Annotated in this window: 18 protein-coding genes, 2 tRNA genes and 1 pseudogene; 12 read left to right on the top strand and 9 right to left on the bottom strand. The window is 27.4% G+C overall.

Features of this window, described 5'->3' with window-relative positions:
* Position 1 precedes the first annotated feature (1 nt).
* From H0H54_RS01615 to H0H54_RS01580, 8 genes are all read left to right on the top strand, one after another.
* A complete protein-coding gene (locus H0H54_RS01615; RefSeq protein WP_185863007.1) occupies positions 2-1,141 on the top strand; it encodes an aspartate aminotransferase family protein in 1,140 nt (379 codons plus the stop codon).
* 5 nt (positions 1,142-1,146) lie between these two features.
* Positions 1,147-2,253, top strand: a complete 1,107-nt coding sequence (gene carA / locus H0H54_RS01610) for a glutamine-hydrolyzing carbamoyl-phosphate synthase small subunit (protein ID WP_185863006.1) — start codon at positions 1,147-1,149, stop codon at positions 2,251-2,253.
* Positions 2,250-5,492 (top strand): carbamoyl-phosphate synthase (glutamine-hydrolyzing) large subunit, encoded by a 3,243-nt coding sequence (carB, locus tag H0H54_RS01605; RefSeq protein ID WP_185863005.1) that lies wholly within the window; start codon positions 2,250-2,252, stop codon positions 5,490-5,492. The genes carA and carB overlap by 4 nt, the downstream gene beginning before the upstream one ends.
* A gap of 14 nt (positions 5,493-5,506) precedes the next feature.
* Complete coding sequence (locus H0H54_RS01600) at positions 5,507-6,463, top strand: N-acetylornithine carbamoyltransferase (RefSeq protein ID WP_185863004.1); 957 nt, start codon at positions 5,507-5,509, stop codon at positions 6,461-6,463.
* Between the two features lie 2 nt (positions 6,464-6,465).
* On the top strand, positions 6,466-7,248 hold the full coding sequence (gene argB, locus H0H54_RS01595) for an acetylglutamate kinase (RefSeq protein ID WP_185863537.1): 783 nt from the start codon (positions 6,466-6,468) through the stop codon (positions 7,246-7,248).
* Positions 7,239-8,324 (top strand): M20 family metallo-hydrolase, encoded by a 1,086-nt coding sequence (locus tag H0H54_RS01590; RefSeq protein ID WP_185863003.1) that lies wholly within the window; start codon positions 7,239-7,241, stop codon positions 8,322-8,324. The genes argB and H0H54_RS01590 overlap by 10 nt, the downstream gene beginning before the upstream one ends.
* A 63-nt stretch (positions 8,325-8,387) precedes the next feature.
* Positions 8,388-8,711, top strand: a complete 324-nt coding sequence (gene trxA / locus H0H54_RS01585) for a thioredoxin (RefSeq protein WP_185863002.1) — start codon at positions 8,388-8,390, stop codon at positions 8,709-8,711.
* 3 nt (positions 8,712-8,714) lie between these two features.
* Positions 8,715-8,788: transfer RNA gene (locus H0H54_RS01580), tRNA-Asp, on the top strand.
* Between the two features lie 6 nt (positions 8,789-8,794).
* On the opposite strand, the gene ribB is transcribed toward H0H54_RS01580, so the two are convergent.
* From ribB to H0H54_RS01565, 3 genes are read right to left on the bottom strand one after another with little or no spacing between them, the layout of a single operon-like run.
* Positions 8,795-9,430 (bottom strand): 3,4-dihydroxy-2-butanone-4-phosphate synthase, encoded by a 636-nt coding sequence (gene ribB, locus H0H54_RS01575; protein WP_185863001.1) that lies wholly within the window; start codon positions 9,428-9,430, stop codon positions 8,795-8,797.
* 9 nt (positions 9,431-9,439) lie between these two features.
* Complete coding sequence (locus H0H54_RS01570; protein WP_185863000.1) at positions 9,440-10,603, bottom strand: LptF/LptG family permease; 1,164 nt, start codon at positions 10,601-10,603, stop codon at positions 9,440-9,442.
* A gap of 14 nt (positions 10,604-10,617) precedes the next feature.
* Positions 10,618-12,462 (bottom strand): FtsK/SpoIIIE family DNA translocase, encoded by a 1,845-nt coding sequence (locus tag H0H54_RS01565; RefSeq protein ID WP_185862999.1) that lies wholly within the window; start codon positions 12,460-12,462, stop codon positions 10,618-10,620.
* Positions 12,463-12,557: 95 nt separating this feature from the next.
* On the opposite strand from H0H54_RS01565, the gene H0H54_RS01560 reads away from it, so the two are divergent.
* Both H0H54_RS01560 and nadD read left to right on the top strand, forming a co-directional pair.
* Positions 12,558-13,682, top strand: a complete 1,125-nt coding sequence (locus H0H54_RS01560) for a porin (RefSeq protein ID WP_185862998.1) — start codon at positions 12,558-12,560, stop codon at positions 13,680-13,682.
* 70 nt (positions 13,683-13,752) lie between these two features.
* Positions 13,753-14,330, top strand: a pseudogene (nadD, locus tag H0H54_RS01555) (nicotinate (nicotinamide) nucleotide adenylyltransferase).
* 2 nt (positions 14,331-14,332) lie between these two features.
* Here nadD and H0H54_RS01550 read toward each other — a convergent pair.
* Positions 14,333-15,244 (bottom strand): 5'-3' exonuclease, encoded by a 912-nt coding sequence (locus tag H0H54_RS01550; RefSeq protein ID WP_185862997.1) that lies wholly within the window; start codon positions 15,242-15,244, stop codon positions 14,333-14,335.
* 23 nt (positions 15,245-15,267) lie between these two features.
* Between H0H54_RS01550 and metG the strand changes: the two genes are divergently transcribed.
* Complete coding sequence (gene metG, locus H0H54_RS01545) at positions 15,268-16,944, top strand: methionine--tRNA ligase (protein WP_185862996.1); 1,677 nt, start codon at positions 15,268-15,270, stop codon at positions 16,942-16,944.
* Positions 16,945-16,956: 12 nt separating this feature from the next.
* On the opposite strand, the gene H0H54_RS01540 is transcribed toward metG, so the two are convergent.
* From H0H54_RS01540 to H0H54_RS01520, 5 genes are all read right to left on the bottom strand, one after another.
* Positions 16,957-17,041, bottom strand: a tRNA-Ser gene (locus tag H0H54_RS01540).
* Positions 17,042-17,066: 25 nt separating this feature from the next.
* Positions 17,067-18,305 (bottom strand): diaminopimelate decarboxylase, encoded by a 1,239-nt coding sequence (gene lysA / locus H0H54_RS01535; protein WP_185862995.1) that lies wholly within the window; start codon positions 18,303-18,305, stop codon positions 17,067-17,069.
* A gap of 3 nt (positions 18,306-18,308) precedes the next feature.
* Positions 18,309-20,711: an endopeptidase La gene (lon, locus tag H0H54_RS01530; protein WP_185862994.1), complete on the bottom strand. Its 2,403-nt coding sequence runs from the start codon at positions 20,709-20,711 to the stop codon at positions 18,309-18,311.
* Between the two features lie 153 nt (positions 20,712-20,864).
* Entirely contained in the window at positions 20,865-22,862 is a 1,998-nt protein-coding gene (ligA, locus tag H0H54_RS01525; RefSeq protein WP_185862993.1) for an NAD-dependent DNA ligase LigA, read from the bottom strand.
* Positions 22,859-23,770: a N5-glutamine methyltransferase family protein gene (locus H0H54_RS01520; protein WP_185862992.1), complete on the bottom strand. Its 912-nt coding sequence runs from the start codon at positions 23,768-23,770 to the stop codon at positions 22,859-22,861. The genes ligA and H0H54_RS01520 overlap by 4 nt, the downstream gene beginning before the upstream one ends.
* 75 nt (positions 23,771-23,845) lie before the next feature.
* Here H0H54_RS01520 and mnmE point away from each other — a divergent pair, with 75 nt between their 5' ends.
* Entirely contained in the window at positions 23,846-25,231 is a 1,386-nt protein-coding gene (gene mnmE, locus H0H54_RS01515; protein ID WP_185863510.1) for a tRNA uridine-5-carboxymethylaminomethyl(34) synthesis GTPase MnmE, read from the top strand.
* Positions 25,232-25,240: the final 9 nt, after the last annotated feature.

Below are 25,240 nucleotides of genomic sequence, written 5' to 3'. Positions count from 1 at the left end.
AATGAAATTATTTGACGTTTATCCTATTTTGGATATAGAATTAAGTAAGAGTAAAGGAGCTTATGTTTTTGATATTCAAGGGAATATGTATTTAGATTTTTATGGAGGACATGCTGTTATTTCCATTGGACATTCGCATCCATATTATGTGAAAGCTTTGACAGAACAAATCCACAAAATATCCTATTATTCTAATAGCGTTTATATTTCTCAAAAAAATAGATTAGCTTCTCTACTAGGAAATATATCAGGATATAAAAACTATTCATTATTTGTATGTAATTCTGGTACGGAATCTAATGAAAATGCATTGAAAATAGCTTCTTTTCATACAGGAAAAAAAAAAGTTATTGCTTTTAAAGGTTCTTTTCATGGAAGAACAAGTGGAAGTCTTTCGGTAACGGATAATTACAAATTAATATCCCCTTTTAATGCTCAACATGAGACCGTATTTGTAAATTATAAAGATTTTTATTCCTTAGAAAAAGAATTAAAGAGTCAAGAAATTTGTGCTGTCATTACTGAAGGGATACAAGGTGTATCTGGAATTATAGATCCTGGTTACGATTTTTTTTATAAAGTAGGAAGTTTTTGCAAAAAATACAATACAGTATTGATTATAGATGAAGTACAAAGTGGATATGGAAGAACAGGAACTTTTTTTTCTCATCAGTTGTATCCTATCAAACCTGATATAATTACTATAGCTAAAGGTATGGGGAACGGATTTCCTATAGGAGGGGTTCTCATACATCCTAAATTTAAACCATATTATGGAATGTTAGGAACTACTTTTGGAGGGAATCATTTAGCTTGTACAGCTGGTGTTGCTGTATTGGAAATTATACAAGAAGAAAATTTAATTGAAAATGCAAAAAAAATGGGAAAAATCTTGTTGCAAGAATTACGGGTTGTTCCTGAAATAAAAGAAATTAGGGGAAGAGGACTGATGATAGGGTTAGAATTTGATTTTCCCATTCAGGATTTAAAAAATATTTTAATTTATAAAGAAAAAGTATTTGTTGGTACGTCTAATAATCCATATGTTTTACGATTACTTCCTCCATTAAATATTAATGGAAATCATATCAAATTATTCCTTAAAAAATTAAGGGATGCTTTATCATATCTATTTAGATAAAAAATATGGAAAATAAAATAAAAAAAGCGATTCTTATATTAGAAGACGGGACTCGGTATGAAGCTTATCATTTCGGAGCACCAATATCCTCTTCTGGTGAAGTTGTGTTTAATACGGCTATGACCGGGTATACAGAAAGTATGACAGATCCTTCTTACAAAGGGCAAATATTGACTTATACTTATCCCATAATAGGAAATTATGGAATTCCATCTTCTTCTTGTAAGGAAGAATCTATTTCTGAATTTTATGAATCCGATAAAATTCAAATATCAGGACTAGTGATTTCTTATTATTCTAATCGACCGTATCATTGGAATATGAATAAAACTTTATCAAGTTGGTTGTATGAAAATGGAATTCCTGGATTATATGGTGTAGATACCAGATTTCTGGCAAAGAAACTTAGAAAAAATGGAGGATCCATGTTAGGTAAAATTTTAATGAAAAATGAAAATCTTCCTTTTTATGATCCAAATCAGGATAATCTTTCTGAAAAAGTATCGACACACAAAAAAATTATATATGGAAATGGAAAATATAAAATACTACTTGTAGATTTTGGTTTAAAGAATAATATATTGCGTTGTCTCTTGCGAAGAGATTGTTCTATTATTAGAGTCCCATGGGATTATGATTTTACAAAAGAAGAATATGATGGATTAGTTCTTTCTAATGGACCTGGAAATCCTAAAGTTTATAAAAAACCGATACATTATCTTCGTATAGTTATGAAAAAAAAACAACCGATATTTGGTATATGTTTGGGGAATCAACTTTTAGGTATAGCCGCAGGAGGAGATACTTATAAATTGAAATATGCACATAGAAGTCATAATCAACCAGTTTTTTCATTAAAAACAGGAAAAAGTTTTATCACATCACAAAATCATGGATATGTTTTAGACACAAAACATCTTTCTGGAGAATGGAAAATATTTTTTAAAAATTTAAATGATGATACTTGCGAAGGGATTATTCACAATTACAAACCTTTTTTTTCTGTACAGTTTCATCCAGAAGCTTCAAGTGGGCCTAAAGACACAGAATTTTTGTTTGATTTTTTTATAGATTCAATTAACAAAATAAAGAATCTTTCAAAATTAGTATGAAAATAATAAATAAAGTACTCATCCTGGGATCAGGTGCATTAAAAATAGGAGAAGCAGGTGAATTTGATTATTCTGGCACACAAGCATTAAAAGCCCTTAAAGAGGAGGGGATTTATACTATTTTGATAAACCCCAATATCGCCACAGTTCAAACTTCTAAGGAAGTTTCTGATAAAGTTTATTTTCTTCCTTTAACTTTATTTTTTATTAAACGTGTTATAGATAAGGAAAGACCACAAGGAATTTTATTGTCTTTTGGAGGTCAAACTGCATTGAATTGTGGAATTCAGCTTTTTGAAGAAGGGATTATAGAAAAATATCAAATTCAAGTTTTAGGGACTTCTATAGAATCTATCATTCGCAGTGAAGATAGAAACTTATTTAGAAATAGATTAACTCGTATTAATATAAAAACGGCAAAAAGTTTTGTTTCCCATTCTGTGGATGATGCTATTTCTTATTCTTTAGAAATAGGATTTCCTGTTATCATCAGGTCAGCTTATACTCTTGGAGGTTTAGGAAGTGGTTTTGCTAAAAATGTGAATGATTTAAAAAAGATAGTGAATAAGGCCTTTTCTTATTCTTCTCAAATTGTTGTGGAAGAATATTTAGAAGGATGGAAAGAAATTGAATATGAAATTGTTAGAGATAAATATGATAATTGTATTTCCGTGTGTAATATGGAGAACTTTGATCCTATAGGAATTCATACAGGAGAAAGTATTGTAGTAGCCCCATCGCAAACCTTAACAAATTCTGAATATTATAGTTTAAGACAGTTAGCGATACATATTGCTAGAGATTTTCATATTGTAGGAGAATGTAACGTTCAGTTTGCGTTAGATCCAAGTTCAGAAGATTATCGTGTTATTGAGATTAATGCGCGTCTTTCTCGTTCTAGTGCTCTTGCTTCTAAAGCCACAGGTTATCCTTTAGCTTTTGTTGCAGCGAAACTATCTTTAGGGTATGGATTGCATGAATTAAAAAATTCTGTTACTAAAAATACTTCTGCTTTTTTTGAACCAGCATTAGATTATGTAGTATGCAAAATTCCTAGATGGGATTTGAAGAAATTTTATGGTGTTTCTAATAGAATTGGAAGTAGTATGAAAAGTGTAGGAGAAGTTATGGCTATTGGGGGTTCATTTGAAGAAGCTTTACAAAAAGGAATTCGTATGTTGGATATAGGAATGCAAGGGTTTATTAATATTATGAATAGAAAAAAATTGAAGTCTATTCAATTGTTAAAAAAATATCTAAAAAAACCTACAGATCAAAGAATTTTCTTTTTGGAAGAGGCTTTAGAAAAAGGTTTTTCTATAAAAGAAATATATCATTTAACAAAAATTGATCCATGGTTTTTACAGCGACTTGATAATATTTTTCAAACAAAAAAAAATATAGATCGTTTTGATAGTTTTATAGACCTTCCGGAGGAATTATTGAAAAAAGCGAAAAAAGAAGGTTTTTCTGATATACAAATAGCTAGTATTTTTTTTAAAAAAAATAAAAATCACAACGTTTCTAATAATGTTTATAATTTAGAACAAAAAATAAGAGAACATAGAAAAGTAAAAAATATAGTTCCATATGTAAGACAAATTGATACTTTAGCTTCTGAATATCCGGCATATACAAATTATTTATATTTAACATATCATGCGATTCAACATGATGTTACTTATGAAAAAGACAAAAAATCTGTTATTACATTAGGATCTGGTGTTTATAGAATAGGAAGTAGTGTTGAATTCGATTGGTGTTGTGTAAATGCATTAAATACGATTCATAAAGAATCTTATAGATCCGTAATGATAAATTATAACCCGGAAACAGTTAGTACTGATTTTGACGTATGTGATAGATTATATTTTGAAGAACTTACTTTAGAACGTGTATTAGATATTATTGAATTAGAACAACCTAAAGGAACAATTGTATCCATGGGAGGGCAAATTCCTAATAATTTAGTTTTAAAGCTTTATGAAAAAAAGGTAAAAATTTTAGGAACTTCTCCTGTATCCATAGACAAAGTAGAGAATAGATATAAATTTTCTAATGCTATGGATTCTTTAAAAATTAGACAACCTAGATGGAAAGAATTATCTGATTTTAATGCAATTCATCAATTTATAAAAGAAGTAGATTTTCCTATATTAGTTAGACCTTCTTACGTGCTTTCTGGAGCAGACATGAGTGTTATTTCTAATCAAGAGGAATTACAGTGTTATCTTCGTGAAAAAGTATCGATATCTTCTGAATATCCATTAATCATTACAGAATTTATTCAAAATTCTAAAGAAATTGAACTAGATGCTGTTTCTCAAAATGGAAAAATATTGTATTATGCTATATCAGAACACGTAGAATTTGCAGGAGTACATTCAGGAGACGCAACATTAGTATATCCTCCACACAATCTATATTTATCCACATTGAAAGAGATTATTCGTATATCTAAAAAAATCTCTAAATATTTTAATATATCTGGTCCTTTCAATATTCAATTTTTATCTAAAGATAATGAAGTAAAAGTAATTGAATGCAATTTAAGAGCTTCCAGAAGCTTTCCTTTTGTATCAAAAGTTTCTCATTTTAATATGATTGAGTTAGCAACTCAAGTTATTCTTGGAAAGAAGAAAAATAAGATAGAACCTAATTTTTTTGTTACAAATCATTTGGGGATAAAAGCTTCTCAATTTTCTTTTTCTCGTTTACAAGATGCAGATCCTATTTTAGGGGTAGATATGGTTTCCACAGGTGAAGTAGGATGTTTAGGAGATACTTTTGACGAAGCACTTTTAAAATCTATGCTGTCTGTAGGTTATACCGTTCCCAAAAAAAATATATTAATATCTGGAGGTCCTATTGAATCTAAATTAGATCTTTTAGAAGTTGTAAAACTTTTGCATCAAAAAGGGTATATATTGTTTGCGACAGAAGGGACCCATCGTTTTTTATCTCATAATGGAATTCCATCGATAAAAGTTTATTGGCCTAATGTAAAAAAATATTCAAATGTTCTTGAGTTAATAAAAAATAAAAAATTGGATCTCATTATTAATATCCCAAAAAATCTAAGCAAATCAGAGTTGAATAATGATTACGAAATTAGACGTTATGCTGTAGATTTTAATATCCCTCTACTCACGAACGCACGGTTAGCAAAAGCTTTTATACAAGCATTTTGTAATTTATCTGTTGATCAATTATTTATAAAAGCTTGGGATGAATATTGAATATAAATAAGTTTATGAAAAAATTTTTTAGCGTAGAAGATGTATCAGATGTACATAATCTCATTAAAGATGCTTTATCTTTAAAAAAAAATCCATATGATTTTCAACATATTGGAAAAAATAAAACAATAGGATTGGTTTTTTTTAATCCTAGTTTACGTACAAGAATTAGTTGTCAAAAAGCTGCTTTTAACCTAGGATGTAATACTTGGGTATTAGATATTCATAGAGATTCTTGGAAAATTGAAATGAATAATGGAAGTGTCATGAATATGACACAAGAACATCTTAAAGAGGCTATTTCTGTAATGAGTATATATTGTGATATTCTTGCAGTCAGAACTTTTCCGAATCTTTCAGATAAAGATTATGATTATCAAGAAATTGTTTTTAATAAAATATTAAATTATTCCAGAGTTCCAGTAGTTAATATGGAAAGTGCGACTTTGCATCCTCTACAGTCTTTGGCAGATGTTATGACGATTGCAGAATATACTTCTTTTTTTAGAAAGAAATGTAAAGTTGTATTAAGTTGGGCCCCTCATGTAAAATCATTGCCTCATTCTGTTGCGAACTCTTTTTCTCAGTGGGTATCAAAGATAGAACAGATAGATTTTACGATTACGTGTCCAGAAAAATACGATTTACATAAAAAATTTTATAATAAAGCTTATACGACACATAATCAAAACGAAGCATTTATAAATGCCGATTTTATTTATGCCAAAAATTGGAGCAGTTATTTGAATTATGGGAAAATACTTTGTACCAATTCCGATTGGATGATCACTGGAAACAAAATGAAACTAACCAATAAAGCTAAATTTATGCATTGTTTACCTGTTAGAAGAAATGTTGTAGTAGAAGATACGGTTTTAGATAGTAACTATTCCATAGTATTGCAACAAGCAGAAAATAGAATTTACGCTTCACAAATAATTTTTTTGAGAATGTTACAATCTTTATCATGATCATGAAAATTCATGTAGTCAAAATTGGAGGTCATTTAATTAATAATCATAAGTATCTTCATAATTCTTTGAAAGCTTTTTCTGAACTACAAGGACACAAAATATTGATTCATGGAGGAGGAAAAAAAGCTGATTTTATTTCAAAAAAAATGGGAATTAGCCCAAAAGTGATACAAGGCAGAAGAATAACAGATAAAGAAACTTTAGGTATAGTTGTTATGACGTATGCAGGAATAATTAACAAAAATATTGTAGCTATATTACAATCTTATCGTTCTAATGCTTTAGGGTTATGTGGAGCAGATGGAAATTGTATTCAATCATACTTACGTAAAATATCAAATATTGATTATGGATATGTGGGAGATGTTAATGTAAAAAGTATTAATACACATTTAATAAAATTTTTATTAATAAATAATATCATTCCTGTATTTTGCTCCATTACACATAATGGAACGGGAAATCTACTTAACACAAACGCAGATACAATAGCTGCTTATATAGCTATATCCTTAGCTCAATACCAAGACGATGAAGTAGAGTTACATTTTTGTTTTGAAAAAAAAGGAGTTTTGAGAAATTTGCAGGATTCTGAGTCTTATTTAAAAAAAATAAATTTTGATTTATTTAAAAAAATGAAAGAAAATCATACCATAGAAAATGGTATGATTCCTAAATTGGAAAATGCTTTTTTTGCATTCCAAAATGGAGTCTATAAGGTGAGTATAGGTTTGCCTAATCATTTAAATGATGTGAATAATAAGACTGTACTATGTCTGTAGTGAATTTACAAGTTTTAAAAGAAGAAGCCATACAACTTCTGATTCAAATCATCAATACACCTTCTATATCTGAACAAGAAAATAAGGTTTCTTTTCTGATAGAGGCTTATCTTCATAAGCATGGATTTCATGTAAAAAGAAAATTTAACAATATATGGACTGAAAATAATAATTCTTCTAAAAAAGAAAATATTCCAACTATATTATTAAATTCTCATCATGATACAGTAAAACCAGGAAAAAATTGGAACACAGATCCTTTTACTGCTGTTAAACAAAACAATAAACTAATTGGATTAGGTAGTAATGATGCTGGAGCTTCTGTTGTTTCATTAATATCTGCTTTTATATATTTAAATAGTTTGCCTGAATTGCCTTATAGATTAATACTTTCTATTACTGCAGAAGAAGAAATATCTGGTCCTTCAGGTGTAAGATCCATTTTATCTGAATTAGGATCTATAGATTTAGGAATTGTGGGAGAACCCACACAAATGCAAGTAGCTATTGCTGAAAAAGGATTAATCGTATTAGATTGTATATCAGAAGGAAAAACAGGACATTCTGCAAGAAATACAGGGATCAATGCTATTTATATAGCTACAAAAGATATAGAATATTTAAAATGTTTTTCTTTCGATAGAAAATCGGAATTGTTAGGTTTGACTACTTTAAATGTCACTCAAATAAAAGGTGGAATACAACATAATGTCATCCCTGATATTTGTACTTTTGTTATAGATATCAGAACTAATGAATTATATAAAAATGAGGAAGTGATTGATATAATCCGAAATAAAATTCATTCTAAAATGAAACCACGTTCTTCACATTCAAATTCATCTTTCATAAACCCTATGCATCCTATTGTTTTAAAGGCTAAATTTATAGGAAGAAAGACTTATGGGTCTCCGACTCTTTCAGATCAAAGTATAATGCCTTTTTCTACTATTAAAATGGGGGTAGGGAATAGTGTACGATCTCATACGCCTAACGAATATATTTTGATTTCAGAAATTATGGAAGGAATAGATATTTATATTTGTTTGTTAAAAGATTTCAACTTTTTAAGTTAATTTGAAGTTGAAATAAAAAAAGGTAAATTTGTTATTATATTTTAAAAAAAAACTGGATAAAGTATGTTACAAGAAATAAACGATGATAATTTTGAAAAGTTGATTTCTGAGTCAGAAAAACCTATTCTTGTAGATTTTTGGGCGCCATGGTGTGCTCCATGTAGAGCTTTGTCTGTTCTATTAGAAGAAATATTTTCTGAATATCATACCAAAGTATCAGTTTTCAAGTTGAATGTAGATAATAACCCAAAAATTTCTTCTAAATATGGAATCCGTAGTATTCCTACTATGATTTTTTTTAAAAATGGAGAAAAAAAAGATACCCATATTGGTGTTCTTGCTAAAGAAGACATAAGAAAAAAATTGGATGCTTTAATTATTACATAATTCGGTCTGGTAGTTCAGTTGGTTAGAATACATGCCTGTCACGCATGGGGTCGCGGGTTCAAATCCCGTCCAGACCGCTTTCATTATTTTTTTTTATGTTTTATTTTATATTTAATAAGATCTTCTATGGATATAATTTTCATATGGAATTTTTGGGCTATATGAATCAATTGTGGTAAACGTGCCATAGATCCATTTTTGTTTAGTATTTCTACCAATACACCGCCAGGATTACATCCTGCCATTTTAGTTATATCAATAGCTGCTTCTGTATGCCCAGGTCTTTCTAAGACACCTCCTTTTTTTGCCCGAAGAGGAAATATATGGCCTGGTTTATTGAATGCTTTTGGTTCTACTTCATTAACTAGGGCAAAAATAGTTTTAGCTCTATCTGAAACAGAAATACCAGTACTCATCCCATAACCTCGTAAATCTACGGATACAGTGAATGCCGTTTTTCTAGGGTCTGTATTATTTTTTACCATCATTTGAAGTTTTAATTGATCACATTTTTCTTCTGTCAAGGAAACACAAACCAACCCTCTACCATGAGTAATGAGAAAATTTACAATTTTAGGAGTTATTTTTTCGGCAGCTACTATAAAATCTCCTTCATTTTCACGATTTTTATCATCAACTACGATAATAATTTTTCCATTTTGTATATCCTGTATGGCTTCTTCAATACCATTCAAATTTTTATTTGAATTAAAAACCATATCTTAATTTTATTTATTAAAAATATAAAAATCATCTATTACAGTTTTATAAGTCATCCATACACTTACTGGAAAAAAAACAATATTTGGGATCCAAGCTCCTACCCATGAACATATTTCAGCTTTTTCTACTTTATTTTGAGTGATGGTTAGTAAAGTATAGTAAATGATGAATATAATTAGTGCTATCACTGTTGGATAACCTATTCCTCCTTTTCTAATAATAGCTCCTAATGGAGCTCCAGTAAGAAACATTATAATACATGTTACTGGAAATGTAAATTTTTTTTGTAATTCTAACTGTAGCTTACATAAATATATTTTGTTTCCGTAAGTATTATTATAATTTTTTTTTTTAAAAAAATTTATTTTTTTAATAAGATTTATTGTATTTAGGGTTTTGTAAAAATCATAGTCATCTAAGTTTTTTATTTTTGGGACTGAATGAATTTTAAAATTTTGAATTAAAGTGTGAAACTCTACAAGTTGATAAGAGTATTGTTTTTTTTTAATATTAGTGAAATTTTCACTATATAAAACTCCATTTATTAATTTAAATTGAATAGATCCATCCTCTTGATTGGGAATTAAAACTCCTTTTTTAGAAATAATAGTGTTAATAAGTGAATTTTTGTCATAAAAAAAAATAAATACATTATGTAAGTAATTATTATTTATTCTATCTATTTTTATGAAAAAATTGGGGAAAAGGTTTACAAAAATTCTTTCCTTCAATTTGAAAGATGGATGACTCAATGATATTTGATATCCTAATTTATTAGCTTTCATTCTTGCTTTCGGAATAACAAAATCTGAAAATAAATACAATCCAATGGATAAAATAAAGGTTATACATAAAATAGGAATCATAACACGAAAAAGAGATATTCCAGAAGATTTGATGGCAATTATTTCTTGATTTTCTGAAAGATCACCAAATATTATAATAGAAGTTAACAATAGGGCAACAGGTGTTACTAATGGAATAATAGATACACCAAAGTATAATATAAATTTTAATATTATAAAAATACTAATGTTTTTTCCTGTTAGTTCATCTATTTGACTCCAAAAAAATTGGATCATAAAAATGATAAATATTGTAATATAAATCATAAAAAAAGGAGTCATAAATAAACGAATCATGTATAAATCAAGTTTTTTTATTCTCATATTGAAATTAAAATTCACTCATTCATATTTGGTTCTGGCAAGAAAAAGTACTCATTTTTTTTATGATTTTTTCCATAAAAGTCAACAATTTTTTTTAGATCGGACAATTCTATAAATGGACATTGTAATCGTGTCAATTCATTTTTATTAGAAAAAAACATATCTCCTTTTCCTATTAATTGTTCAGCACCTGTGCAATCTAATATAGTTCTAGAATCTATTTTAGAACTTACTCTAAATGCAATTCTTGCCGTAAAATTGGATTTAATTAATCCAGTAATTACATCTACTGATGGGCGTTGTGTGGCTATAATCAAATGAATACCTACAGCTCTAGCGAGTTGTGCTAATCTAGTTATGTATATTTCTATTTTTTGGTTATTATTAATATTTAAATCGGCAAATTCATCAATAATTAATATAATATAAGGTAAGTGATCCTTATTGTATTTTATTGCATTATTATATTCTTTAATATTTCTGACCTTATGTTTTTCTAAAATAGCATATCTTTGATCCATTTCTTTACATAAAGAATTTAATATATTTTTTACTTTATGCAAATCTGTAATAATCGGTTCTATGGAATTTGGAAGTGTAGCAAAATAGGATTTTGAAATTTTTTTGTATACTGATAATTCTACTTTTTTTGGATCAATCAAAATAAATTTGATATCTTCTGGATTTTTTTTATATAATAGAAAAACAATGATCACATTTAATCCTACTGATTTTCCTTGTCCTGTTGATCCTGCTATAAGTAAATGGGGCATTTTTGCTAAATCTATAATAAAAATCTCATTAAATACTGTTTTACCTAAAGAAATGGGAAGTTCCATTTTATGACTTTTTTTGTTACTTTCTTCTGAAAATAGAATGTCTTTCATATAAACGGGGGAACGTTTATAATTGGGGATTTCTATTCCAATGGATCCTTTTCCAGGTATAGGAGCTATAATTCTTATAGATATAGCGGATAAATTTAATGCAATCTCATTTTTTAAGTTCTTTATTTTTGAAATCCGTGTCCCCAATTTAGGATAGATTTCATATAAAGTTATAGTAGGTCCTATATTAGCTTTTAGTTCATATATTTCTATATTATAATAATTTAGAATTTGAATTATTTTTTTTTTATTAGATTCCAAATCTGTTTTCAAATCAATAGATGAAAAATATTCTTTTTTTTTAGATAAAATAGAATGAAGAATGTTCTTCTCTAAATCAGAATTCATTTTTGGTTGATTGACTATTTTCGTATTATGAAAATTCAATTTTGTATCTATTTCTTTATTAATATTTTGTGTTTTTTTTTTCATGCCATTTTTTATGGTTGGAGGACTAATATGAAAAATAATGATTATGTAAAAAATGATACTCGTGAAAATAAGCATATATAATCCTACTTTTCCAAATAAATGAATTAAATAGTTCCCTATTTCAAATCCGAAAACTCCACTGAATATTCCTTGATTAGGAATAATAACATAAAAAAATATGGGGAGCCAAACGTTAAAAAATAGCAACTTATATATTGTTGATTTATAAAAATTATTTAATAATTGTTTTTTAATAAAAAGAATTTTTAATCCGGTTAAAAATAGAAATATAGGAATAGAAAAAGCACTAATTCCTGTTCCACAATGAATCAAATAGTGAGATACTGCAGCCCCCATTTTTCCAAGTAAATTTTCTGCTATAATTTCTTTATCAAAAAGTTTTTCAATCTGACTTTGATCATTCTTCCAATGAAAAAGAAAAGAAAAAAAACTTAAAAATAAAAAAATACTATTTCCTAATAAAAAAAAACCTAAAATAGTTTTAAGAGTTTTTTTTTCTTTTTTTTTCTTTTTTTCCATGTTTTTTATAGTATTAGTATTGAATTTTTATTTTTAGTTTAAAAAAAGTTTTTTATACTGAAAAATTTATTATATTATACAGTAAAATTAAAAAAATGAAAAAAACAAAAATTACTTTACTCATTCTTTTTTTAGGATTTTTTTGTCCTTTTCATAGTTATTCGGAAATCATAAAACAAAAAAAAACGACAGATGACGATTCTTATTCCAACATATTTTTAGATTTTTCTAGTAGTCTGAACTCTACAGTAAAAACTGCAAACAAAGAATTTACTGAAGGTTCTCGTTTTTCAGAAGATTATTTAAACTTGGAAATAATAGGAAAAGCCAATGATAAAATTAGTTATCGTTTTGCAAAACAGCTGAAAAAAACAGAAAACTCTGAAATGATTGATTTAGCTTATTTAAAATATAAGTGGAACGATAAACTTTATTTTTTAGTTGGAAAACAACCTTTTTCTTTTGGTAGTATGGAATATGCTAATAGTTTCTATGAACACGGATATCGTTATACAGATGTATACAAAAACAAGGAGAATCCTGTTGGATTTAGCTTTATTTATATTCCTATAAAAGATCATGAATTACAATTTCAAATTGTCAATGGAATGAAAAAAAATAAAGAAAATATAGATCAAAGTCATCCTATGGGAGGTTCTGTAAATTGGAATTGGAGTTTATTTAATAATAAAATCATTCAAAATAGATGGTCTTATTCTGTTTTTCAAGAAAATGAAAATAAAAAATTTTGGAAATTACTAGCTTTAGGAAGCCAATTAAATTTGAAACCTTTATCCATAGAAGCAGACTATATATTGAGCGATGAAGATATAGAACAAAACGGTAGTATAACAAAAATTATACATTCATTGAATTCTTGTGATACTAATAATGTAGCATCTGTTAAATATGGAACTTATTTAGTAAAGTTAAAATATAATTTTCTTCCAAAATGGAATTTCCTTGCGAAAGGAGTATATGAAACAGGGATCTCTAAGAAAGGAATGAATGGCGTTTTAGAAGAAAATAAATTGTTTAAAAAAGCATATACTTATTATGGAGGTCTAGAATTTCTTCCTATCATGAAAAGTGATGATCTGAGTTTACATTTTATATATCAAAACCACAGAGTCAATTACAGTTTAGATCCAATTAAAAAAGAAAATGAGAATAATCATATTATCATTTTGGGATTAAGTTATCGTGTTAAAATGATTTAAAAAAAATAATCATAAAAAAATATCGAGATGCGTATCGTATATGTCGTCTCGATATTTTTATTTTATTAGTATGAAAATTGTACTTTACTTTGGATCATTTAATCCTGTTCATTTAGGACATACAATTATTGCTAATTATATAACAGAATTTTTAGATATAGATTATGTTTGGTTTGTAGTTTCTCCACAAAATCCATTAAAAAAAAAAACCTTTTAGATTATAAACATAGAATAGAAATGGTTAAAATAGCTATTTGTGACTATGAAAAAATGAATCTTTTAGATATTGAATATGGACATTTTCCTTCTTATACAATTCATACACTTGACAATATAGAAAAAAAATATCCTATAAATAAATTTTCTATTCTTTTGGGAAAAGATTCATTTTCTTCTTTAAGAAAATGGAAAAATTATAAAATTATTTTAAATAAATATGATATATTGGTTTATCCTAGAGTGGGATCTTTTTTTGACCTTAAATATAAATATAAAAAGGATAACATAATTTTTTTGAAAGCTCCAATCATTGAAATATCTTCTTCTTTTATTAGAAAATCTATTCAAGAAGGAAAAAACATAAAATCTATGCTTCCTACAAAAGTTTGGGATTATATAAAAAAATATAAATTTTATATGGAAAAATAAAATTATTCTTTCGTTTTAAATTGAAAATATTCGTTAGCTTTTTTTAATAACCTTATAAACTCAAGTTCTTCAAATATTTTTTTTATGGAATTCCAATTGGGTTTTTTAACATAAAATTTTTCTTCATGAAAAGAAAAAAAAGGAATATTGGTAACAATAGTAATTAGTTTTTTTGATAAAAGACCTAAATCTTTATTTTTTTCAATATTTTCTTTAATTTTTCCGTTAAGATCATGAGTTGAATTTAATAGTTTTTCTAAATTTCCATATTTTTTAATAAATTTTATGGCATTTTTTTTTCCAATACCTGGCAATCCTGGTATGTTATCAGAAGGGTCTCCCATCATACTCCACAAATCGATAACTTGTTTTGGATGATTCACATCATATTTTTTTTGTATTTCTTTTATCCCCAATATTTTTTTTGTATTTCCTTTAAAAGGGGGGATATAAACTTTAATATTTTCTGTAACTAGTTGAAAAAAATCTTTATCTAAAGTGATTATATAAATAATATATCCTTTATTTTCCGCTTTTTTAGCTATTGTTCCAATAAAATCATCAGCTTCATATCCATTAGGAGCATAAAAGAACGAAATTTTAAAAGTTTTCAAAATCTTTATAATATAAGGAATAGCTATGAAAATAGCCTCTGGTGTTTTTTTTCTATGTGCTTTATATTTTTCATACTCTTTCTTTCTAAAAGAGACCCCTTGTCTGGGATCAAAAATAGTAGCCATATAGGATGGTTTTTCATTATTTAATGTGTTTATTAAAAAATATGTGAAATTTATGATGGGTGAAGTGTTGAGTCCTTGAGAAGTGAAAAGATGCTTATGCCTATAAGCATAATAGCTTTGATAAATCATAGGATATGCGTCAATTAAAAATAATTTTTTACTATTATTATTCATTATATAATATCAATTTTATTATTATGACAAAACCAAATAAATATACAGTTACTGCGGCTTTACCATATGCAAATGGCCCAATTCATATAGGACATTTGGCCGGAGTTTATTTACCTGCAGATATTTTTGTTCGTTTTCTTAGACGAAAAAAAATAGATGTTATTTTTATATGTGGATCGGATGAACATGGAGTCCCTATTACTATACAAGCGAAAAAAGAAAAAAAAACTCCTCAAGAAATAGTCAATAAGTATCATCATATGATTAAAGATTGTTTTGATAATTTTGGTATACAATTTGATAATTATTCCAGAACATCGACAAAAATTCATCACGAAATTTCTACATCTTTTTTTAAAAAACTTTATGAAAAAAAAAAGATTTTTGAAAAAAGATCTGAACAATATTATGACGAAAAAGAACAACAATTTTTAGCGGATAGGTACATATCTGGGACATGCCCACATTGCAAAAATGAAGAAGCTTATGGAGATCAATGTGAAGCTTGTGGAAGTACGTTAAATCCTGAAGATTTAATATATCCCAAATCGACTATAAGTGGAAGTTTACCAATTTTGAAAAAAACTAAACATTGGTACTTCCCTTTAAACCAATATCAAAAATTTTTAGAAAAATGGATTTTAATTAATCATAAAAAAGATTGGAAAGTGAATGTATATGGACAAGCAAAATCTTGGTTATCCCAAGGGTTAAAACCTCGTGCTATAACAAGAGATTTAAGTTGGGGAGTTCCTGTTTCTGAGGAAACAGGAAAAGTTTTATATGTATGGTTTGAAGCTCCTATCGGATACATTTCTTCTACCATAGAATGGGCTAAACAAAAAAAAATAGATTGGGAACCTTATTGGAAAGATGAAAAGACCAAACTCATTCAGTTTATAGGAAAAGATAATATTGTTTTTCATTGCATTATTTTTCCAGTTATACTTAAAGCATATAATGGTGGATATATTCTTCCAGATCAAATATTAGCTAATGAATTTCTTCATATAGAAAATAAGAAAATATCTACTTCTAAAAATTGGGCCGTATGGGTTCATGAATATTTAAAAGATTTTCCAAATCAACAGGATCCCCTTCGTTATATTCTTATAGCTAATATGCCTGAAAAAAAAGATAATAATTTTAATTGGAAAGATTTTCAAAGAAGAAATAATACTGAGTTGATTGCTATATTAGGGAATTTTGTGAATAGAAGTTTAACTTTAATCAAAAAATATAATAAAGGCATTGTTCCTAAACCTGAAATGTTATCTATTAAGGATAAAAATATATTAATAAAAATTAAAAATTATCCCCAATACATAGGGGATTTAATTGAATCTTATCAATTTAGAGAATCCTTAGCATGTTTTATGGATTTAGCTAGGCTGGGAAATAAATATTTGTCAGAAGAAGAACCTTGGAACAATAAAAAAAAAGAAAAACGTGTAAATACCATACTTTATGTATCGATACAAATTGTTGGAATGTTGGCTCAATTATCAGAGCCTTTTCTTCCACATACGGCAAAAAAATTGTTAAATATGCTTCGTTTGAAAACTTTTTTTTGGAATCAAATCAAAAACATAGAAGAAATTTTGTGTCCAGGACATGTACTAGGAAAGACTACATTTTTATTTATAAAAATTACAAACGAAAGTATTGAAAAACAGATAAAAAAACTTAAAAATAGATGATTGACTCGCGAGCGGAGAGAGAGGGATTCGAACCCCCGGAGGTGTAACCCTCAACGGTTTTCAAGACCGCCGCAATTAACCACTCTGCCATCTCTCCATTCATTAATTTAATTAGGTTTAGGTTACATATGTATATCTACTATATTCCTGATAAGATCTTGCATTGTTTCTCTTTTTCTTATAAGAAAATCTTTTCCCTTAAAAATCATAACTTCAGAAGGTCTATAACGGGAATTATAATTGGAAGACATAGAAAAACAGTAAGCTCCTGCATTCTTAATGCATAAAATGTCTCCTTCACGGATTTCTTTAACTTTTCTATTAAATCCAAAAGTATCCGATTCGCAAATATATCCTACCACTGTGTAAAAACGAAAACGACCATTTGGGTTTGAAATATTTTCAATACAGTGATAAGCATCATAAAACATAGGACGAAGAAAATGATTGAATCCTGAATTTACTCCAGCGAATACAGTAGAAGTAGTATGTTTAATAACATTTACACTAACTAAAAAATATCCAGATTCACTAACTATAAATTTACCTGGTTCTAATATTAAAGTAATTTTACTTCCATAATTTTTACAAAAATTTTCAAATTTTTCTGTCACAGAGGAACTCAAAAAATTAAGATCTGTTTTTACATCATTTTCTTTGTATGGAACTTTAAAACCACTTCCAAAATCAATATAATCAAGATTTGGAAAATCACTAGCTGTTTGAAACAATATTTTAGCTCCTGATAAAAAGGCTTTTATATCTGATATATCAGATCCTGTATGCATATGAAATCCTTCGATTTTAAGTCCGGTATTTTTTAATATTCTTTTTATATGAGGAATTTGATAATGAGAAATACCAAATTTAGAATCAATATGTCCTACTGAAATCTTAGAATTCCCTCCTGCCATAATATGAGGATTAATTCTAATTCCTATAGCATAACCAGGATAAGACTCTCCAAATTGTTCTAAAATAGATAGATTATCTAAATTAATTCTAACACCGAAATCAACAGCCTTTTTTATTTCTTGAATAGAAACACAATTAGGTGTGAATATAATCCTTTTAGGATGAAACCCAGCTTTTAATCCTAATTCTACTTCCTGAATTGACACGGTGTCTAATCCACTTCCCAAGTTTTGCAAAAATTTTAATATATTTAGATTAGTATTAGCTTTACAGGCATAATTAATAATTAAATTTTTTATTCCATTAAAAGCGTTTTTCATTTTCATATATTGTTTCCTGATTTTGCAAGAATCATATACGTAAAGTGGAGTTCCATATTTTTTTGCGAGTTGAATTAAGTATTCTCCCTGAACTGAATTGCTCTTATTTTCTAATTCATGCATCATAATTTACAATAAAGCTAAATGAATCACATCATTCATATTTCTAACATAATCAAAGGTTAATCCTTTTAAGTGTTCGGTTTTAATTTCTTCTACATCTTTTTTGTTATCTTGTGAAAGAATAATTTCTTTAATATTAGCACGTTTAGCTGCTAGAATTTTTTCTTTAATTCCACCAACAGGAAGAACTTTCCCTCTTAAAGTTATTTCTCCTGTCATAGCTAAATGAGGTCTTAACTTTCTTTTTGTAAAACTTGATACTAAAGATGTTAACATTGTTATTCCTGCAGATGGTCCATCTTTAGGGACTGCGCCTTCAGGAACGTGAACATGTACATTTTTTTCTTCAAACATGATAGGATCTATATTAAATTCTTTATAATGAGCTTTAATATACTGTAAAGCAATTGTAGCAGATTCTTTCATCACCTCTCCTAAATTTCCAGTAATACTTAAATGACCTTTACCTTTAGATAAACTGGATTCAATATATAAAATATCTCCACCAAAATGAGTCCAAGCTAACCCCGTCACCACACCTGGAACATTATTTTCCTCATAACGATCTGGATCATTGGGGATGCCAAGAATACTTTCTATTTTTTCAATACTCAAAAACTTGACATATTTTTTATTCATAGCAATATGTTTAGCTACATAACGTGCTAATTTAGCAATATGTTTTTCTAAAGTTCTCAATCCAGATTCTCTTGTATAACTTTCAATGACTTTTTCTATTTGTTTCGTCCCAAGTATTAAATCTGATTTTTTTAATCCATTATCTTTTAATTGTTTGGGTAATATGTGTTTTTTTACAATTTGTGTTTTTTCTTCTACAGTATATCCATTCATTTCTATAACCTCCATTCTATCTATTAGAGCCGGTTGAATATGGGAAAGTGAATTTGCTGTAGCAATAAATAACACTTTTGATAAATCGTAACCCATTTCTAAAAAATTATCGTAAAATGAGGTGTTTTGTTCCGGATCTAAAACTTCCAACATGGCAGAAGAAGGATCTCCATTTGTTCCTATTCCCATTTTGTCTATTTCGTCTATAACAAAAACGGGATTTGAAGTTCCTACTTTTCGAATAGATTGTAATAACCTACCAGGCATAGCTCCTATATAAGTCCTTCTGTGTCCCCGTATTTCTGATTCATCATGCAATCCCCCCAAAGAAATTCGAACGTATTTTCTTTTCAGCGCAGTAGCTATAGATCTTCCTAAAGAAGTTTTTCCAACTCCAGGAGGACCGTAAAAACATAGAATAGGGGAACGCATATCTCCTCTCAATTTTAATACAGCTAAATATTCTATAATACGCTCTTTAACTTTTTCTAACCCGTAATGATCTCTATCTAATATTTTTTGTGCATATTCTAAATCAAAATTATCCTTTGAATATCTACCCCAAGGTAGATCAATCATTAATTCAAGATAATTTCTTTGAACCGTATATTCTGGCATTTGAGGATTAGTTCTTTGCATTTTTAGCAATTCTCTGTCAAACTGTTTTTTTGCTTCCTTTGGCCATTTTTTTCTGGAAGCTTTAGCACGCATTTCGTCTATTTCTTTTTCATAAGAAATATCTCCCAGTTCTTCTTGGATAGCTTTGATTTGCTGATGCAAAAAATATTCTCTTTGTTGCTGGTCCATATCACTACGAACACGGGATTGAATATCGTTTTTTAATTTAATTTGTTGATGTTCTACATTTAGAAAACGCAATGTTTCCATTGCTCTTTTTTTCAAATCATCGTATTCTAACAATTTTTGTTTATCTCTAGTCGCTAAATTCATATTAGCTGCTACGAAATTTATTAAGAAAGAAGGACTTTCTATATTACGAATAGCAATGCTAGCTTCTGATGGAATGTTGGGATTGTCTTGAATAATTTTTATAGCTATTTCCTTTATAGATTCCACTAAAGCAAGGTATTCTTTATCCTTACAGGAAGGTTTATTTTCTTCTAACGCTATAATCTCTGCTTTAAAATATGGATCATTTTGAATAAAACGATTGACTTTAAATCTTCTTTTTCCCTGTAAAATAACAGTGGTATTTCCATCAGGCATTTTCAATAATTTCAATATTTTAGCAACCGTTCCAATAGAATACAAATCTTTTTCGCTAAGATTTTCTATTCCAGAATTTTTTTGTGTTAATACTCCAACTGTTTTATCTAATCCATAAGCATCTTGCAACAATTGTATGGATCCACTTTTTCCTGCTATAATTGGAAAAACAATTCCAGAATACAAAACCATATTTCTTACTGTTAAGATGCATAATTGTTCAGGAATATCGTCTTTAAGCAATTGATCTTCTTCATCTTGACTTATTAAGGGTATAAACTCAGCTTCAGACTCGAATCCAGATTCTGTAAATATATTTTTTAATAACATAAAAAAAATAGATTTCTGACTTAAATGATGCATTAATTTTTATCAAAAATTAGTACACATTTATTAAATTAAATATACTGTTTTCTATATGAAAAACAAAACTATCTATACGGACTTAAATAAGTGCTGACAATTGTTAAAATTGATTGATTTTTACTTTTTTTCTTTTTTAAGTATTTTCAAAAAAATATGTTCTGTCAAAATTATGACGTTATTTTTTTTCATACTTTTTTCTAATTTGGAACCAAAATTTTTTCCAACCACTATAAAATTAATTTTATTATTGACAGTATTATATACTTTTCCCCCTAAAAATTCTACTATATTTTTAGCCTCATTTCGGGTCATACAAGATAATTTACCTGTAAATACAAAAGATTTTCCTTCAATAAAAGAAGATTTTTTAATCATAGAACATTTCGAAATATGCAATCCATATTTTACAAGCATTTTAATGATATGTTGATGTTCTGTTTTTGAAAAATAAGTAATAATACTTTTTGCGATTTTTTTTCCTATACCAGAAATAGAAATTAAACGATCATAATTTGCATGCATTAAAGAATATATATCCCCAAAATATTCTGATAATTTTTTAGATATATATTCTCCTACATAACGAACACCTAAGGAAAATAATACTTTATCATAAGGGTTTTCTTTCGATTTTTCTATATTATTCAAAATTCCATACGCCAATTTTTCTCTGACTCCATCAATCTGAAGGAGTTCTTCTTTTTTCAATTCATATAAATCACAAAAATTATATAAAAAACCTTTTTTGTATAGTTTATTTATCATTTCCCTTCCAATTTTTTTTATATTCATAACATTTACAAAATGTATTGTTTTTTCGATTTTTTGAGAAAAACAATTCTGATTCATACAGTAGAATAATTCGTTTTTTTTTTCTAAAACGCTATGACATGATGGACATTTCTTTAAAAAAAATACAGGAAAGGTTTTATCTGATCTTTTTTTTATGTTTACTTTTGTGACTTTTGGAATAATATCCCCCCCTTTTTCTAATAAAAGCGTATCGCCATAATGAATACCCATTTTTTGTATGAAATTATCATTATAAAGTCCAACTCTTTTAATTGTAGTTCCAGTAATTGCAATAGGTGTAACATGAGCTACAGGAGTAATGACTCCTGTACGGCCCACTTGAAACGTAATATTCAATAATTTCGTCTCAGACAATTTTTGTCTAAATTTATAAGCTATAGCCCAACGTGGATATTTATTGGTAAATCCTAAAATAGATTGTTTTTGATATTCATTTACTTTGATAACTATTCCGTCCGTTTGATACGGAAGTTTATTTTGAAAAACTTTCCAAAAGTCTATAAAATGGAAGACTTCTTTCATGTTTCTACAAATACGTGCTGTTTCCGGAACTTGAAAGCCCCAATATTTTATGTATTTTAAGGATTCATATTGTGTGTCAAAAGGTAAATTATTTCCTACAGAATGAAATGCTATACAAAATAAATCTCTTTTACGTACTTCTTTATGATCATGAATTTTTAGTGTTCCACTGGCCGTATTTCTGGGATTAGAATAAGGATTTTTCCCATTTTTGATACGTCTTTTATTGATTTCTGTAAAATTTTTGATAGGAAGAAAAATTTCTCCACGTATTTCAAGATATGTAGGATAGTTATCTCCTTTCAACTTACAAGGAATGTATTTGATCGTTTGAATATTTTTTGTAACATCTTCTCCTTTTTCTCCATCCCCACGAGTTACTGCATTTGTTAAAAAACCGTTTTGATAAATTAAATTAATAGATACTCCATCATATTTTGGTTCACATATAAAAGATAAAGAATGAACTGATTTATTAATTTTTTTTTCCCAAATTATTAATTCTTTTTTAGAGTAGGTGTTTTGAATGGAATACATTTTGTATTTATGATAAACAGTATAAATAGAGTTCGTACTAGTAACTTTTGCTCCTATTTTCATTGTAGGGGAAGTAGAATCCTGTAATTCAGGATATTTTTTCTCTAAAAAAGATAATTCTTTTAATTTTTTATCAAAAAAATCATCTGATACTTCTGAGATCCCGAAATTATAATATTGATCATTATATTTTAACAATTTTTTTCTGAGTTGATATATTTTTTTTTCTATTTTTTTATTCATAATTTATTTTTATTTATTTTATTTGAGGAATAAATTGCACGAACCATTCTAAAAAATCCTTGAAAATCTTTTCTTATTTCGATATTTATAAATCCTCTTTTTTTCAAAAGATTAATAATATCTGAATAAATAAATTGATTTATTTCGAAATAAACATAGACGATTCCAGTCAATCTTTTTTGTATCCAAAAAGAAATTTTTTTGTAAAAAATTAAGGGATCTTCGTCAGGTACAAATAAAGCTTTATAAGGTTCGTATTGAACAATATTTGGATGTAGGAGTTTTTTTTCAGATAGTTTAACATAAGGAGGATTACTTACGATAATGTTAACATAATTTTTATTCATGTTTGATTTTGATGGGATTTCATTTTTCAATATGTCTATATTTTTTAATGAAATTTTCACATTATGTAATTTTGCATTTTTATAAGCAATATCAAGAGCTTCTTTATCAGAATCAATGGCATGAATGTGTGAAATTTCAGGTTTTTTTTTTTTTAAAGTAATACTAATACATCCACTTCCTGTTCCAATATCAAATACTTGAACAGGAAAATTGCTGTCTTTATGATCCTGTAGAATCCAGTATACAAGTTCTTCTGTTTCTGGTCTTGGAATGAATACTTTTTCATTAACAATAAATTTCATACCAAAAAAGTAAGTTTTACCAATTACATATTGTATGGGTCTATTTTTTTTTAATTCCCATAATTTTTTTATTAATTTTTCGTAAATAAAAAAATTAATTTTTTCTTTTCTACTCAATCTCAATAAAATAGTTGTTTTATCACATTTAAAAATGTGGGTCGTAAGTAAAAAAAATAGACTTTCTATTTCTTTAGGTTCTGTATATAAATCTTGAAGAGTGTTTTGAAAAACACGGTAAAATTTGTCAAAATATATCATGTGACGAAAGAAATTAAAATGATGCGAATTTCAAAAAAAAATACTTATTTTATGATTTTATAACACATAATTTTTATGTTCGATGACGATACCATTGTTGCTTTAGCAACTCCTATTGGATCTAGTGCTATTTCTGTTATTCGAATTTCTGGGAAAAATTCCATATCTATAATTGAAAATATTTTTGTTTCTGTTAAACCTGGAAAAAAGCTTAAAAACCAATCTACGAATACGATTCATTTAGGATATATTGTTGCAGAAAATAATAATTTATTAGATCAAGTTTTAGTTTCTATTTTTAAATCTCCTTTTTCTTATACAGGAGAGAATATGATAGAGATTTCCTGTCATGGGTCTTATTATATTCAACAACAGATTTTGCAATTGATCATTCGAAAAGGAATACGTTTAGCTCGTCCGGGAGAATTTACATTTCGTGCTTTTATAAATAAAAAAATAGATTTATCACAAGCAGAAGCTATAGCTGATTTGATTATGTCTGAAAACAAAATTTGTCATGAAATATCTTTACAACAGATTAAAGGGTCATTATCTAACACTATTAAGGATTTAAGAAAAAAATTGCTAGATTTCGTATCTTTACTAGAATTAGAATTAGATTTTTCTGAGGAAAATGTGATCTTTGCTAAGAGATCAGAGCTTTTTTCTTTTTTACAAGAATTAAAAGAAATTATAAAAGATTTAATTGAATCTTTTTCATTAGGAAATGCCATAAAAAAAGGAATTTATGTGGTTATTATTGGAAAACCCAATGTGGGGAAATCCACTTTTTTTAATCAGGCGGTTCAGGAAGAACGTTCCATTATATCCCATATAGAAGGAACAACTAGAGATTATGTGGAAGGAGAAATCATTTTAAATGGAATTCTTTTTCATTTTTTGGATACAGCAGGGATTAGAAAAACTAGAGATCCTATAGAAATTATGGGAGTGGAAAAAACCATGAAAAAAATAGAAGAGGCTCAAGTCATATTATATATTTTTGATTCTTCGGATCAAGAAAAACAAAAAATTCTTAGTGATATTCAAAGTATTCAAAAAAAATATCCATTAAAAAATATTTTTGTTATAGCGAATAAATCAGATTTATCTGATTTTTATGATTTTGAAAATTTCAAGTCAAATATTCCTTATTTTTTCGAAATTTCGTCCAAAAATTATCATGAAGTAAAAAGGGTCCTCAATGTTTTGAGTTCTTTGTTTTTGGATAAATTAAAAGAAAAAAAAATAGTGGTAACACAAAACAGACATTATGAAGCTTTGAAACTATCATTAAGGGAGCTGTTATTAGCACATAATGCTTTTAATAAAGGATTTTCAGTTGATTTAATATCAATATATATTAAAGAAACATTACGATATTTAGGAGAAATTTCTGGAGAAATCACAAGTGAAGATATACTAAAAAATATTTTTTCAAAATTTTGCATTGGAAAATAAGATTTATCA

It is taken from the genome of Blattabacterium cuenoti (genome assembly GCF_014251815.1).
GTDB classification, from domain to species: Bacteria; Bacteroidota; Bacteroidia; order Flavobacteriales; family Blattabacteriaceae; genus Blattabacterium; species Blattabacterium cuenoti_E.
The sequence above is the reverse complement of the archived record's forward strand: the minus strand, read 5'-3'. Positions and strand labels throughout refer to the sequence as shown.